This is a genomic window from Treponema sp. OMZ 906, from assembly GCF_024181185.1.
In the GTDB taxonomy this organism is placed as follows: domain Bacteria; phylum Spirochaetota; class Spirochaetia; order Treponematales; family Treponemataceae; genus Treponema.
On the sequence record NZ_CP051196.1, the window covers coordinates 1,278,689 to 1,293,991 of the forward strand.

The window sequence follows — 15,303 nt, forward strand, 5'->3', positions numbered from 1 at the left end:
TGCAACCACCTTATAGAACACACAGTGCGAAACGTTGAGCACTGTGCCCCGACGCTTGCGTCGGGGTTGCTGATTCGTTTCAGCTATTTATTCATTGGTTTTTATATTTTGCAGATGATCAGTGTGTGTAATCAGTGCATTGAGCGTACCGATTGATTCGCTCGTTTCGGCTTCTACTCCGCGTGTTGTCTCAACTGCATCATTTAAACTTTTGATATTTGTGAACATAGCCGCTATTTCCGTATGTACTTTTTCGGTTGCTTGCAATAAGCTGGTAAAACTTTCATTGATTTTGTTTCTTAGTTCAGATACCTCGGTTTGTTCCTCTTGAACATCAACGGATTGATCAGCCAGCGATTGCATAGCGCTGTTCATTTTTTCTGCCTGTATATCGACGTCTTTTAAAAATGATGAAATATCTCCTAATATCGTCTGGAAGTTATTGACCTGTGTATTGATATTGTCAAAGCTTTTTCGCAACACATCCGAAGCTTCTGCAGAGTCTTTAATGCTTTTATTGATATGCTTTAAAATCTTACCGGTATTATCAGCTTCATACGCAGAGTTTTCTGCAAGTTTTCGTATCTCATCGGCAACGACTGCAAATCCTTTTCCCGCTTCTCCGGCATGGGCAGATTCTATTGCCGCATTCATAGCCAATAAATTCGTTTGCTCTGCGATAGCGGTAATAATTTGGTTTGTTTCCAGCAGGCTTTCCGAACTTTCGTAAATCGCATTGATAATATCCGTAACCGTTATTAAATGATGTTTACCGGCATCACTTGCTTCACGGATGTAAGAAAAGTTATGATTTATTTCGTTGAACTTTTCCGTTAGTCCGTTAGTAGCATTATTCAACTGTTTAATTTGTGTTACCGTTTCTTCCGCCGCATCGGATTGCCGTTCAATTCCTTGGCGCATCGTATTCAAGAAAGCGTTAAAGCTGTCGGTTGCGTTTTGCGTACTCCGAAGCTGATTACTTTGTTCGGACATTTCGGATTTTAACGTTTGCACTTGAATTGATAAGGCCTGCATTGCCTTTTCTGCTCCATCCATGTTTCGTGACAGAACCGTTTCTTGTTGTTGTAGCTTATCGCTAGTGTTTCTGATTTCATTAAATAAAAGTGTTTTTTGTTTGTTGGAATCCGACAGTTGTATTTTTATCTCCTCGCTTTGACGATTGTAAATATGTGTTTTCCATGCAAAACCGAATGCCTGCGCTAATAAAAATGCGGAAAAACCGAAAGGCAGAAGGTTGCCTGTAGAAATAATCAGCATACTATAAAGTAAATCATTGACAGTAAATAATATTAACGCAACGATACCGACGATAATAAATATCGCCCCTTCCCGTTTACGCATAAGCAGCTTGATGATCAAATAAATGACATACACGATAATCATGACAATCACGAATTGGTGAACTTGTATGAGTTTTCCGTATATATAAGACGGTGTTACACAAATAAAGGCGGTGTATGTCAACGCTTCGATCATAATGATACGGTTAATAATTTTATGAGTATCTTTAGGATAGAGCGTAGCAAAATAACCGACTACGGAAAAACCGAGCAGTGCAAAGGTAAGGTAGTCGATTTTAGTATCAATACTCCACGATAAAGAAGAAAAAAGGATTCTAAAGACCGGACCCTTTACCATGTTGCGGAGAACAACAAGGATGCTGAAGAATACGAACCATAGGATACTTTTATTATCCGGTTGAAATAGATAGAGCGCAAGGTGATACAGAATAATTGCTGCACCAAAACCGAAAACAAAAATCTCAATAAAGAGAAATGCAAAATTGGCGCTGTCGGCTTTTGCCTTTGTCGAAAATCTAATGGTTTGGTAAATACCGCCGCGCGAATGAAAAAAGTTTGAAACTTGAATGGCAAGGAATACTTCAGTGATGTCTTTTGGAATATAATAGAGAATATCTGCTTCGCCGCGGATCGATGCTTCTCGTGAAGCTCCAACTCGTCCTGAATGGTCTTGTAATTCTCCATTCACATAGAGACTCCATGCTGAAACCGGAGAAGGAATTTGTATTGCCAATTCTGGGTGTCGTTCCGGTAATAAAATCTGCAGCGTATAGGTACCGTATCCGAAAGCGGACATCTTTGTTCCGTCGGATAAAACGGTTGCGCTCCATTCTTTAGGACATTCGATAAATACTGCAGGGTTACGCACATCTTCCGGTGAAGAAAGTAGCTGACGATTATAGAATCCCATCTTACCGCTTATCGCAATAGTTTTAGCGCTGATGAAGTTGTTCCCGCGGAGATCGAGTACCCCGTTCTGAATGGTTTGGGAAAACACGGGGGCAAAGCATATACTCAAGATTAAAAGCGCTGTAAGTCTTTTTATATGTTTCATTGTCTCTCTCCTTTTAAATTTACCGAGGCTGCATAGAGTAAGCAGCCTTGGTAATCCTTTGTTTCTATTCTTTGATACGGGCTGCAAGCGCTTGGGCGGTAAATCCGAGATGCTCCGCAACTTTTTTTGCGGGGCCAGATTCGCCGAAACGTTCTATCGAGAAAATATCTTTCTCCGGTGACTGTACCCAGCCTGCCCAGCCCTGTTTAACTCCTGCTTCTGCAACCATTACACGGACGGCACTGCTTCCCACCAACTGCTCTTTATATGAAGATGTTTGTGCTTCCAGAAGCTCTTTCGACGGAACGGAAACCACCCGTACTTTTTTCGGGGCTGCAAGCTGAGCAGCTTCGCAGGCGAGGCTAACCTCGGAACCGGTTGCAAGTATCGTTACATCGGGCGTACCGATCGTGTCTTTTACGATATAGCTGCCGGCGGCTTTCATCAGAGCTTTCCACTGAGGTTCGGCTTTTTCCAGTATGGGCAGATTCTGGCGGCTCAGTATTAAACAGACCGGCCGGTCTTTCTGCTCAAGCGCAATTCTCCATGCGACGGCGGTTTCTTCCGCATCGGCAGGGCGGAGTACCAATAGATTAGGAATGGCGCGGAGGCTTGCGAGTGTTTCCACCGGCTGATGGGTCGGGCCGTCTTCGCCGACAAAGATGGAATCGTGGGTCAATACAAAAATAGAAGGGATGCGCATCAGTGCCGCGAGCCGGAGCGCCGGACGCAGATAGTCGGAGAATACGGCAAAGGTTGCGCAGAAGGCGCGGAAGCCGCCGTGCAGCTGAATACCGTTGGTAATCGTTGCCATCGCGAATTCTCTGATACCGAAGTGGATATACCGTCCCTGCGGCGTTGCGGCGGTAAAGGATTGGGCATCCTGCAAGGCAACCGCATTCGGCCCCTGCAAGTCCGCCGAACCGCCGACAAGATTCGGAAATGCTTTTGCAAAAGCGTTCAGTGCGGTTTTGGAAGCCGCCCGCGTCGCAATCATCTCATCTTTTTTAAAGACAGGATCGGCTACACCGTCGAGTATGGCTTGATCGATGCCGCCTTGTACAAAGCTGCGATCCCATTCTTTGCGCCGTTCGGGATAGGCGGTACTCCACGCGGCAAAGCGACTATTCCAGTCAGCTTCCGCTTGAGCGAATTCCTTTTGCCGCTCTTCAAAATAACGATAGGCTTCGGGTGCAACAAAGAACTGTTTTGCAGGATCAAGCCCCAGCGTCTTCTTTGCCTGCGCCAGCTTCTCTTGACCGAGCGGCGCTCCGTGTGCGGCGGCGGTTCCCTCGACAGCGGGCGCTCCTTTTCCGATTACCGAATCGAGTATGATGAGCGAGGGGCGGGGATCTTTCTTCGCCTCCGCAGTGAGTTTTTCTATATCGCTGTAGGAATACATCGACCCGTGCAGCACCTGCCAACCGTAAGCCTCGTACCGCTTTGTAACATCTTCGGTAAAGGCGATATCGGTTGAACCGTCTATCGTAATATTGTTTTTATCATAGTATATAATGAGCTTACCGAGTTTCAGCGTACCGGCAAGGCTCGATGCTTCGGAAGAAACGCCTTCCATTAAACAGCCTTCTCCCACCAGCGCGTAGGTGTAGTGATCGACAATGCGGTACTCTTCGGTATTGAACCGCGCTGCAAGCATCGCTTCGGCAATCGCCATCCCGACTGCGGTAGAAATACCCTGACCGAGCGGCCCGGTGGTGGCTTCGACGCCGGGGGTGAGGCCGTATTCGGGATGGCCGGCACAGCGAGAACCGACCTGCCGGAACGAGCGGATATCGTCGAGCGAAAGATCGTAACCGGCCAGATGCAGCGCGGCATACAGGAGCATAGACCCATGCCCCGCCGACAGGATGAACCGGTCGCGATCTACCCATTGGGGATTTTTCGGATTATGCCGTAAAATTTTTGCATACAGCACCGCTGCGAGTTCGGCGGCTCCGAGCGGAAGCCCGGGATGGCCGGAATTGGCTTTTTCGATTGCATCGATTGAAAGGCTCCGTATCGAAAGCGCTACGGCGTCAAGTTCTTTATTCATAGTTCCTCCAATATGTTACGGCTGCGGAATAAGTTCGAGCAGCTCGGCGATAATTTCATCTGCACTGATATTTTCCGCGCTCGCTTCATACGAAAGTTTTAAGCGGTGGCGCAGAATAGGGTAGGCGAGAGTTTTTATGTCTTCGGGAAGAACGTAGTCGCGTCCGTTTAAAAATGCCCGTATCTTTGAGCACCGGTAGAGGGCGATGCTCGCGCGGGGAGAGGCTCCAACGGTGATATAGCTGAGGTAACTGCCGCGGGGCAGCTCTTCCCGTTTTTCGATAATGGGACGGGTCGCCGTAACCAACGCGATAATGTATTCGTGTAAACCTTCAGTACAGCGGACGGCTTCGGCGCCTCTACGGATGGTATGGAGCATATCGACGGAAAGAATTGCTTCGGTTTCGGGCGCTTGCATTTTTTTTACCGAAGCGGTGATATTCTCGCTTTTCAGCATGATGACGAGTTCATCCGCCGGTTTAGGGTAGGGGACAAAGAGTTTAAACAGGAAGCGGTCGAGTTCTGCTTCGGGAAGGGGATAGGTACCCTCCTGTTCAATCGGATTCTGGGTTGCAAGCACGAAGAACGGTTCGGGGAGGGGATAGCTCGTTTCGCCGATGGTAACCTGACCTTCCGCCATCGCTTCGAGCAATGCGGATTGAACCTTTGCCGGAGCGCGGTTTATTTCGTCAGCCAGCACTACGTGCGCAAAAAGCGGCCCCTTTCGTACCGCAAAGCGATGCGCGGTAGAATCAAAGATGAGCGTTCCGGTAAGATCGGCAGGTAGCAAGTCGGGCGTGAACTGGATGCGTTTGAAACTTAATTGAGAAAGCTCCGCGAAAGTCCGCACCGTTAAGGTTTTGGCAAGACCGGGCGCCCCCTCCAACAACACGTGTCCACCTGCAATATAAGCGACTAGAATGTCATCAATCAGCTGCTCCTGCCCAATGACGGATACGGCCATTTGTTGTTTAAATGCAGCAACTCGCTGCAGCACTTCGGTTGGTAAGCTCTCCATAATAACGAAAGTGTACGCATATTTTTCATTCTATGCAAGATAAGGTAATTCTGTAACTTCTTATAATCTTATTCCTTGTATGTAGGCTGCATTTTACTTTTAATCATATTGATAGTGTTAGAAAGATCGATTTTAAAGGAGCCGCGTGTGAAAAGATTTTTTTCCCTTGTTTTTATTCTTGCCGGTGTGTTTATAATTAGCGGGTGTTCTCACTCTCCGAGAATATATAGTGTAACCTTTGATACGCGTAGACTTACCACCCCACCGGCTCCGGTAACTGTTGTTAAAAATCATACTATTCCTGCAACTGATATACCGAGTCCTACGCATCCGACATGGAATTTTTCCGGCTGGTATAAAGATAAAAATTGCAATGCTCAATGGAATACGGCCTCCGATATCGCTATGGGGAATATGACGCTGTACGCAAAATGGACTCCTAAAACTTTTTTAGAAAAGGAGTTATGGGAAAGTAAGAAAACTGAAGGAGCGACAAACTATTTTCGAATTCCGGCATTGGCACAGACAAAAGACGGGACGCTGATTGCCGTTACGGATTTACGGTACAATCATACTGCCGATATAGGCAGGTTCGGGCCTAATGGGGAGTGGAATCAACACTCCGATATCCATCGCGTGGATGTAATAGTTAAACGCTCTACCGATAACGGCTTGACATGGGATAACAGCAGTACAAAAATTACAAATGCACCGGATAATTCCGTGAAATACGGTTATGGAGATGCCGCTATCGTAGCAGATAGGGAATCGGATAATGTACTGATTATTTGTGCTCACGGGGACACTCGCTACGGACATTATACAGCAGGAAATGCAAGTACGCGGCTTAAAGTCGTCAGGATTCGTTCCTCAAACGGAGGCAGAACCTTCACATCGCCTGAGGATATTACGACTTCCATTTACGGTTTAAACGACAATTGGGGAACGCTCTTTTTCGGTTCCGGGAAGATTATGCAGTCTCGCAAGATAAAAAAGGGTAGTTATTATCGTATTTATTCAGCAATTTTGATTACAGATACGGCAAAGCACCTCTTCGGAAATGCCGTATTGTACTCCGACGATTTCGGCGAAACATGGCAGGTTCTCGGTGATGCAACAGTGTCGCCGATACCGAACGGTGATGAAGCCAAGGTTGAAGAGCTTCCTGACGGTAGAGTATTGCTTTCAAGCCGCACAAAAAACGGACGTCTTTTTAATATCTTCACTTATACAAATGAAGGAACTGCAAGCGGGCATTGGGAAAGCGCTCAAACTGCGCCGCTCGGAACGGAACGCGGTACGAACGGTGAAATATGTATTATAAAGGTTCGTAAAACCGATACGAAAGCGCCGGTATATCTTGCATTACAGTCTATTCCCTTATCCTCAAAACCGCACCCTAAGAGCGGCGAACCGAACATCCGCAAGGATGTCGGCATCTATTGGCGCGTAATAGAAGAGAACATCAGCCTTTCTGCATTGGCAGATAAAAATCAGTGGAAAAAATATCAAGTATTTACCGGAGAGAGCGGGTATTCGGCAATGGTAATGCAGCAGGATCACCGGATCGGCTTCTTATATGAGAAATATGATCATGTTACCAACCTTGGCGATATGAATGACGTATACGATATATGTTATGAAAGTTTGCCTATCAGAACTATTACTAACGGCGAATACGAAGCGGCGTTTTTAACGGAGTAGCAACATAGTTTCCGTAAGCCTTTTGAAAATAGCCTGTCCAGAAGTGTACCTCCGTGTACACTTTTTCCCGACATACATCCGTGTATGTCGGGAAAAGACGAGTTTTGTGCGTGCACAAAACTCACTGCTGATTAGTACCCCGTCCCTCCATGGACGCATTGATGGCGAGTTTTTGTTCCACAAAAACATCGCTGCTGCATGGAACCACGGACATCCGTGTCTGTTCTGAAAATGCTAGGGGCGTACAAATTAACCGCAGGCTACTGACTAGAACCACCGCCGTCCTTGTCCGTTATGATACGTTGAGGATTTTCAGTAGCAACATAATAAAATACCCTTTCCGTAAGCCTTTTGAAATAGACGGCGTAGATGCTAGGAGCCTAGCCGAAATAAAGCGGAGACGTATCAGGTATACGTTGAGCATTTATTTCGGCGTAGTGACAACGCAGATATGCCGTATATTTCAAAAGGTCTAGTAGGTTTTATTATGCGGAAGAATAATCGGGAACAGTTTTACATCCTTTGCTTTTGCCGCTTCGATAACTCCCTCTTTCGTAATTGAACCTTGAGGGCGGGGATGGGGCGGGGCATCGCCGATAAGGATCAGTTTACGGTCGATATCCGCATCGGTACGCCATTCAAGGTCGAGTCCCGCGTCGATGCCTTCGTAAACCGCTTCGGGGATGTCGCGGCCGCCGAATACGCTAAAACTCCTGAGCGCAGCGGAAAAACGATCGATATCCGAGGTAAAATCGGTTGCGGTTTTAGTCAGAAAATCATCATAGTAGTCCTTATAAAGGACAAGCCCTATCCGGTATGAATCATATTTGGGAAGTACTTTTTTTAACGAAGCCGCAAGCAGCTCTCTGACTTTTTTTATATCATCCTTCATACTTTCGGTTGCATCGATGACAAACACCACATCGAGTTTTTTGTGTTTCTTCGGTGTCAGGATGACTTCAATTGAGGGCATAATACCGTCGACGTTTTCAGAGTAGATCAGTTTATTGCCGCTCAAACGGGCAAGTTCCGAAAAAGAAGCGGCGGCCGGTTCGCTAAAAGCCGGAGCATGTACTTCCTTAATTGATTTTTGCGTTACACGGAGGACGAAGGGGTTATCGCTAAAGGAGCCGGTATAATCGGCATACGGCTTCTCAAATGCGCGGATATTAAAAAACGTGCCGTCCAATACCTGTACTTCGCCGTGTCTGTCCCATTCATAGCCGTAACAGATAATGTACGGTACCCAAATATGAAATGCTTCGCCGAGCGGCGTGTCTTTTTCGGGACTGGAGTCTATCAGGCTGTAAAGTCGCTTTCCGCGGGTATCCAGCTCTTTGCCGTTTAGGATACGTTTTTCATCGCCGTTAATGCTGTTGTATTGGAAATCGCGGTATGCAAAGTTATCGAGCCGATTTTGAGGATCCTTTGTCGTCTCCGTCATTAAGATGGAAGCGATATCGGGCTTTTTTCGAATATAAAAGTGATATCCGGCGCCCTTGGGGTCTTGAATAACCGCAAGATCGCTTTGGTCAAGCTCTAAATCCGCCCCGAATACGGGAAACAGGAATCCGATAAGCGCAATAACCGTAATAATACCGTTCTTTTTCATATCTTTAATATCGAACGGATTACTTACGCGGCTTAATCTTTTTCTGCGCTTTTTCGAGATTTTTCTGTTTGCTTTCCTTTATATCCCACTCAACGTCGATGAGGCGGGCTTCCAAATCGGGGATTCTTTTGAGGTTGATACAGCTTTTCCGATGAATGATAACTCCTCTACCGTTGGCGACATAGCCGCAGATGGCGGAATCGGAGGTCGGTTTACAGCACCCTGCAAAACGTACGGGAAAGTTGGTAGAACCGCCGATGCGTATCCGCAATGCAGGGTTCTTTTTGGGATCCTTTTGAGCTGATTCAAGTTCCCGTTTTGCCGTTTCAGCTTCTTCCGGTGTTTCTTTGGGCGGACGCAACGCTTCTTTTGCCGAATCTTCCGTAAGATCCGTTCGCTGTCCTTTTTCTTCTTTTTCACTGCGGAGCAGGTTTTCGTTCAACTGAAGCCAAGCACGGATTTTTTGACGAGCCCGCGTCGTATGGGCGTTTTCGTACTGGTTGTGCGTGGGGTGCGCGTTCGGGTGCGTGATAACCTCTACCACTTGTGTGTTTTTGAGCGGGCGAGAAAGCGGGATGATGGCGCCGTCTGCCTTCGCGGATACGAGCTTTTCTCCTATCGACGAATGGATACGGTATGCAAAATCGACGGCGGTTGCACCGGCCGGCAACTCGATAATATCACCCTTAGGAGTAAACACAAAAATCGAATCGCTTAATAAATCGCTTTTCAGTTCCGCGAGGAATTCTTCATTATTAAAACGCTGTTGCGCGAGCGATTTAACTTGCTGCACAAAAGATAATTCCTGCTCGTTCGCCGTTTTGTTCTTGCTGTGTTTTTTATACACCCAGTGGCTTGCAACGCCGCGCTCGGCTATTTCATGCATTTCGTGCGTGCGTATCTGGATTTCTAAGGTTTGCCCGCCTTTGCAGATAACGGTGGTGTGGAGACTTTGATAGCCATTCGCCTTCGGCATCGCGATGTAGTCCTTGAAGCGGCCTTCAAGCGGCTTCCATACCGTATGCATCAGGCCGAGAATGGTATAGCATTCGTTCACTGTGGTGCATAAAATCCGCACGGCGAGGAGGTCGTACAATTCATCCGCCGCCTTGTTCCGCTTTTTCATTTTTTGATAGATAGACCAAAAATGTTTGGCGCGGCTTTGTACCTTAACCTTGATTCCCGCTTTTTCCATCGTTTGATAGATGGTTTTTTCGGCGCTTTGCAAAAAGGCTTCCCGTTCTTTCTTCTTCGCTGCGACAACGGTTTTTATCTGATCGAAGGCTTCGCGGTTGATGTATTTGAGGCTTAAATCTTCAAGCTCATTTTGAACGGTGGAAATACCCATCCGTTGGGCAAGCGGCGCCCAGATTTCACTGATTTCACCGGCGATACTGCGCTGCCGCTCCGCAGGATATTCTGAAATATACCGAATCTTATCGAGCCGGTCGGCAAGTTGGACAATCATAACCCGTAAGTCGCTTACGAGGGAAAAGAACATCTTGCACACAGTGTCGGTATGTTCTTTGCTTTTGCCGTACAGCTTTACGTCGGAAAACTTTGCCGCCGCATTCAGGATGTCCGCTACCGTATCTCCGAATTGTGCGCGCAGTTGATCATCCGGTAAAGTAAAGCTCCCGTCTTCGCTGTACAGCAGTGCACAGATGATACTTTCGGAATCCATTTCAAGCTCGGCAAGACTGTGCGCCATGCGTAGCGAATGAGCGGCGTCATGCGGAATGGGGGCGTCTGCAGCCGTATCGGGTATACGGTTTGCAAGCAAAAGATTCCACGCAGCGGTAATCCGGGCGGCGTCTTCAGGACTTTCCGCTTCCGCATAACAGGGATACTGCGCAAAAAAATGTTCAAGACTGCTTAAGTTTTCAACTTTTTGTATCATCGTGTCATCCTCAGGAAATGGTAACCGCAGCAGATCGTGTTTTTAGCAGCCCCGCAAAATAATTGAGGTCTTGATCAATTGGTCTGCTGTGATTGCCCTTCTGTAAAAATAAACTGTGTGAAATTTTTGACAAAATTTCACACGGAAGGGAACAACCGTTACACTAACCTTAGTGCGGTTGTTCCGATACGCCTTCGATTAGTCTATCTTGGCCTGCTAAGTCCTGATGGATACGGATGTCCGAAAAGCCTGCGGTTTCAAAGAGCTCGCTTGCGGCTTGGGCATGGTATTGGGGCGGTCTAAAAGCTTCAGCTTTTGGACAGTTTCCTTAGCTTTAGATTCTACATGGAACTATTGATATCCCGTCAGAAAAGCGATATTTCGACGTTGTCGAAATATGCTGGCAAAAACGTATAAGGAGACATACCTTTGGCAATGCGACGCAATAGATGCGCAGTATATTTTCAAAAGAATTTTAACATTCCAAGATAACAAGTCCATCAGGTAGCTCATTGGAATTTTCTGCGTCGCTAGGAAAGTTCTGTTGTAGAATCCTGCCGCATTCCTTTACGGCGGTAACAAAGGCTTGGGCTGCGCGGTGTTCTTTTAATCCTGTGGTCATAATTTCGCAAATGCCGTCCCATTTAGTTTGCGCTACTTTTGCAGCAATTCCCGAATCGGCGATGACAAAGAACTTCCGTTCCAGTACGGATGCAAAGATGAGAACGCCGGAATGTTCCGCTGTTTTATATACGCCGCTTTCGACAAAGTGTTGCAGTGCACGCGCATATACACGACGATTTTTTAAAGTATTCGGAATAATCAACCGGTCGATTGCGGGAATATTTACCAGTAAATAAACAATAAATACAGCAGTAGCTGCACCACCTCCGATGACCGCTGTCAGCTGGGCAGGGGACGGAAACCAAACGGTGCGTTCTAAAAGACTCCAGATAGGAGCGGAACATAAAAACAGAATGAAAAAAGAAAGAAACGCCGCGCAACATGCAATGAACAACTCTACAAAGGCATATGAATCGCTTTGGTATACAACCGCAAGGGCAATCTCTCCGGTAGTCTTTTTTTCAACCTCCGCGACCGTATCGGCAATTTCTCTCATTTGAATAGGAGAAATATTCATTAGCTTTAATAGCCTATTTTTTTTCATCGTATTCCTTCCTCATTTAAAGCAATCTGGAGTATCTTCTAAAAACGTCCAGTTTTAAAAAATACCTATTATGGCATATTTTATGAAAAACGGCATATCACATATTATCCTTTCCGATGCGATTACCCTGCTTTTCTTATCGGCTTTTATGAAAGTTTATATACTGCATAATTGATTAAGTGATATTCCTTCTTGTACTGCCTGCAATGCCGGTTTTTTACCGGTACTATGCAGTGTTCGTTGTAATAAGGAATTAATGAATCGTGAGTTAGAAAAAGCATATTTTCAACTTTCGCCTGACATATCAACCTTTGCAGTATAGCTCATAGTATGTCTTCCTCTGTATTTATAGTATATGAGAGACATACCCACTGTCAACAACACCGAAACCACAACCCCAATTATTTTGCAGGGTTGATCAATTTAGCTGCTTTGATTACCCTTCGTTAAAATACGCCCTCGATTAGTCTGTCTTGGCTTGTTAAATCTTGGTGGATACGGACATCCGAAAAACCTGCGGTTTCAAAGAGCTTGCTTGCGGCTTGGGCATGGTATTCTCCTACCTCGCTTAAAAGGACACCGTTGCAGTTCAGGACAGTACAGGTATTATTTGTCAAAATCCGTATGAAATCAAGACCGTCGGAGCCGCCGTCGAGGGCTAATGCCGGTTCATTCCGCCCGTCTTTGAGTAGTTCCTGCGTCAGCGTAGAGGGTACATACGGCGGATTGGCAGCGATAAGGTCGAAGCGGATAGGCTTGGAGATCAAGGAAGATGAAGATAGTGATTCTTCAAAACGGGCGATGGTTTCCGGCAATGCGTGCATATCGCCTTCGATGATGTGCAGCCGAGTTTGTGTTTCAGCCGACAGGAGCCGCTCCGCATTGAGGCGGGCTATGGCGAGAGCTGCGGGAGAAATATCGGCGGCAATACAGCAGAGATTTCGTATGTTTTCAGCTTCAAGCGTATGTAAGATGGAAATTGCAACGCAGCCCGATCCTGTGCAGGGGTCGAGTATGAACAGATTTTGTTCGGGTAGGAGAGCCGCCGCTTTTTCTCTTATGATAGCAAGGCTCCGCTCTACCAGCAGTTCGGTGTCGGGCTTAGGGATCAGCACATCGGGACTCACGTGGAAGGGAAGCCCCCAAAAGTCTTTTTCGCCGGTGATATAGGCAATGGGTAAACCGGTACAGCGCCGCTCTACTACCGCGCAAAAGGCTTCCCGTATCGGGGAAATATCGGTGTCATCATGGGCAAAAAGCCATGCCCGCGGCTTATTAAGAAAGTGCTGCAACAGGACGTCCGCATCGAGCGTTAAAGACGAGCGTGGCTGCGTTTTCAGTATTGCCGACTGCATAAACAAATCGACGGCACAGCGGCGGGCATCGGCGACGGTAAACATCCGGTTATGCTTGGGCTTTCATCATTTGCTCGCGGGCGGCGATGCAGAGCGCTTCGACGATTTCGTTGAGGTCTCCCTGCATAATCGCATCGAGCTTGTAGAGGGTTAGGTTAATCCGGTGGTCTGTTACGCGGTTTTGCGGATAGTTGTAGGTGCGGATGCGCTCCGAACGGTCGCCCGAACCGACTTGATTCTTCCGGTCTTCCGCCCGCTCGGACTGCTTCTTCGCTTCTTCCATATCGTAGAGGCGGCTCCGCAATACGCGCATTGCCTTTGCCTTGTTTTTAATCTGGCTTTTTTCGTCCTGACAGATAACAACCAGCCCGGTCGGAATATGGGTAATACGCACGGCGGAGTCGGTTGTGTTGACGCACTGACCGCCGGGACCGCCTGCTCGCATAACGTCAATGCGCAAATCTTCCTGTTTGATAACGATTTCCGTTTCCTCAGCTTCGGGTAAAACCGCGACGGTTACCGCACTCGTGTGAATACGCCCCGAGCCTTCCGTTTCAGGTACGCGCTGTACGCGGTGTACTCCCGATTCATAGCGGAGGCTTCCGTACACATACTTGCCTGAAATGGACAGCGTTACTTCTTTAAACCCGCCCAGCTCGGTTTCGTTAGAGGAAAGGATTTCGTATTTCCAGTTTTTCAATTCCGCATAGTGCGTGTACATTTTTAACAAATCCGCTGCAAAGAGCGCCGCTTCTTCTCCGCCGGTACCGCCGCGTATTTCCATAATGATATTTTTTTCTTCGAGCGGATCGGGCGGAATGAGCAACACTTTAAGATTGTTCTCGCTTTGCTCCAGCTGCGCTTCGAGGTTATGCAGTTCTTCTCGAGCCATCTCTTTCAGCTCATGGTCGGTTTCTTCCTGCATCATTGTGCGGGTTTGCCCGATGTCTTTTTCCAATCGAAGGTACTGCGCATATTCTTCCATCAGCTTCGAAAGATAGGCATGTTCCCGCATCGCCTCCTTATAGCGGTTTTGATTTTTAATCAACGCAGGGTCTTGTATTTCTTCTTCCAGTTCTTTCCAGCGAATCGATAAACTTTCAAGTTTTTCTTTCATAATTATTCACCTTATAATGCTTTAGCATAATACTTTAGCCGAATAAAACGGCTGATACTATTGAAGGACGTTAATGCCGATAAATTGAAACACAGCTAAGGCTGCTGCATGGCTTCTAAAATCTCTTGATTGTTGAACAGTTTTGCGTAACCAAGCGCGGACATGCCCAGTCGGTCGGTGATGTTCCAATCGGCATGATGTTTTATGAGCAACTTTACCATTTGGGTATCCTTTCTGCCGACAGCGAGAATTAATGCCGTTTGTCCGTCTTTGCTTTGAATGTTTGTGTCTGCATTCTTTGAAAGCAGTAATTCTGCAGTTTTTAAATCGCCGATTTGAGCAGCTTCCATTAATGCCGAATAGGAACGATCTTCGGCACAGAGGTTTATCTCTGCTCCATAGTCAAGCAGCAGTGACGCAATTTCATAATGCGAATTTCTAATCGCAAGCGAAAGTACCGGAGTACCGCGTGTGTCGCGCTGCGAAGCATTATAACCCGCCTCTAAAAAGAGCCGAACAATCTCGTATTTTCCTTCTTCTACTGCTGCAGCAAAATTAGACTCACAACAAGGAAAGCCGCTATTCAACAACTTTTCTCGGGCGAGCTGTTTTCGTTCTAGTGCAAGAAAATTCTGTTGTTCTTTAATAAAATAATCTTCGAAAATATCAAGCGCAAGTGGAATGATAAATTGTTTACAGTTTTCCGGCAAAGGCAAGGCGCTTTCCTGTCCAAGCGTTAAAATAGGTAGATTTTTTCCGACGCCGAATCCTAAAAAGAAAATAAACGCAAGGTCTAGCGCTGATGTATTTTTACCGAGCACAAATAGAATATGTGACGCATCCTGCAGCAGTGCGATAGGAGAGCATACACCTTTCTCCCATATTGTATCGACTTGATAGTGTACGACATCGCATTGATGAGATTCAATAATATGAGCGGCAGCTTCGGAAATTTTCTTTTCAGTTTTTTCGTACAGGATAACAATTTTCATGATATTATA

General features: G+C 46.6%; 10 protein-coding genes. 1 reads left to right on the forward strand and 9 read right to left on the reverse strand.

Features of this window, described 5'->3' with window-relative positions; translation table 11 throughout:
* Positions 1-87 precede the first annotated feature (87 nt).
* The 3 genes from E4N69_RS05710 to E4N69_RS05720 form a co-directional block, all read right to left on the reverse strand.
* Positions 88-2,376, reverse strand: a complete 2,289-nt coding sequence (locus tag E4N69_RS05710) for a methyl-accepting chemotaxis protein (RefSeq protein ID WP_253824785.1) — start codon at positions 2,374-2,376, stop codon at positions 88-90.
* Positions 2,377-2,440: 64 nt separating this feature from the next.
* The gene (gene tkt, locus E4N69_RS05715) at positions 2,441-4,429 is read right to left on the reverse strand and encodes a transketolase (RefSeq protein ID WP_253824786.1); all 1,989 of its coding nucleotides are present in this window, start codon (positions 4,427-4,429) and stop codon (positions 2,441-2,443) included.
* 15 nt (positions 4,430-4,444) lie between these two features.
* Complete coding sequence (locus tag E4N69_RS05720; RefSeq protein ID WP_253824787.1) at positions 4,445-5,446, reverse strand: AAA family ATPase; 1,002 nt, start codon at positions 5,444-5,446, stop codon at positions 4,445-4,447.
* Positions 5,447-5,593: 147 nt separating this feature from the next.
* Here E4N69_RS05720 and E4N69_RS05725 point away from each other — a divergent pair, with 147 nt between their 5' ends.
* Positions 5,594-7,150, forward strand: a complete 1,557-nt coding sequence (locus E4N69_RS05725; protein WP_253824788.1) for an InlB B-repeat-containing protein — start codon at positions 5,594-5,596, stop codon at positions 7,148-7,150.
* Between the two features lie 472 nt (positions 7,151-7,622).
* Here E4N69_RS05725 and E4N69_RS05730 read toward each other — a convergent pair whose 3' ends face one another.
* The 6 genes from E4N69_RS05730 to E4N69_RS05755 form a co-directional block, all read right to left on the reverse strand.
* Positions 7,623-8,762: a vWA domain-containing protein gene (locus E4N69_RS05730; protein WP_253824789.1), complete on the reverse strand. Its 1,140-nt coding sequence runs from the start codon at positions 8,760-8,762 to the stop codon at positions 7,623-7,625.
* A gap of 19 nt (positions 8,763-8,781) precedes the next feature.
* Entirely contained in the window at positions 8,782-10,662 is a 1,881-nt protein-coding gene (locus E4N69_RS05735) for a RelA/SpoT family protein (RefSeq protein WP_253824790.1), read from the reverse strand.
* A 475-nt stretch (positions 10,663-11,137) separates the two neighbouring features.
* Positions 11,138-11,830, reverse strand: a complete 693-nt coding sequence (locus E4N69_RS05740) for a TPM domain-containing protein (RefSeq protein ID WP_162663428.1) — start codon at positions 11,828-11,830, stop codon at positions 11,138-11,140.
* Positions 11,831-12,276: 446 nt separating this feature from the next.
* The gene (gene prmC / locus E4N69_RS05745; protein WP_253824791.1) at positions 12,277-13,230 is read right to left on the reverse strand and encodes a peptide chain release factor N(5)-glutamine methyltransferase; all 954 of its coding nucleotides are present in this window, start codon (positions 13,228-13,230) and stop codon (positions 12,277-12,279) included.
* 4 nt (positions 13,231-13,234) lie between these two features.
* The gene (prfA, locus tag E4N69_RS05750) at positions 13,235-14,302 is read right to left on the reverse strand and encodes a peptide chain release factor 1 (RefSeq protein ID WP_253824792.1); all 1,068 of its coding nucleotides are present in this window, start codon (positions 14,300-14,302) and stop codon (positions 13,235-13,237) included.
* Positions 14,303-14,397: 95 nt separating this feature from the next.
* A complete protein-coding gene (locus E4N69_RS05755; RefSeq protein ID WP_253824793.1) occupies positions 14,398-15,294 on the reverse strand; it encodes an ankyrin repeat domain-containing protein in 897 nt (298 codons plus the stop codon).
* Positions 15,295-15,303: the final 9 nt, after the last annotated feature.

Bases quoted from the DNA above. Each gene is read 5' to 3' on its own strand.
- E4N69_RS05710 (WP_253824785.1), bottom strand. From the start codon at position 2,376: ATGAAACATATAAAAAGACTTACAGCGCTTTTAATCTTGAGTATATGC.
- E4N69_RS05720 (WP_253824787.1), bottom strand. From the start codon at position 5,446: ATGGAGAGCTTACCAACCGAAGTGCTGCAGCGAGTTGCTGCATTTAAA.
- E4N69_RS05755 (WP_253824793.1), bottom strand. From the start codon at position 15,294: ATGAAAATTGTTATCCTGTACGAAAAAACTGAAAAGAAAATTTCCGAA.
- prfA (WP_253824792.1), bottom strand. From the start codon at position 14,302: ATGAAAGAAAAACTTGAAAGTTTATCGATTCGCTGGAAAGAACTGGAA.
- E4N69_RS05740 (WP_162663428.1), bottom strand. From the start codon at position 11,830: ATGAAAAAAAATAGGCTATTAAAGCTAATGAATATTTCTCCTATTCAA.
- E4N69_RS05735 (WP_253824790.1), bottom strand. From the start codon at position 10,662: ATGATACAAAAAGTTGAAAACTTAAGCAGTCTTGAACATTTTTTTGCG.
- prmC (WP_253824791.1), bottom strand. From the start codon at position 13,230: ATGTTTACCGTCGCCGATGCCCGCCGCTGTGCCGTCGATTTGTTTATG.
- tkt (WP_253824786.1), bottom strand. From the start codon at position 4,429: ATGAATAAAGAACTTGACGCCGTAGCGCTTTCGATACGGAGCCTTTCA.
- E4N69_RS05730 (WP_253824789.1), bottom strand. From the start codon at position 8,762: ATGAAAAAGAACGGTATTATTACGGTTATTGCGCTTATCGGATTCCTG.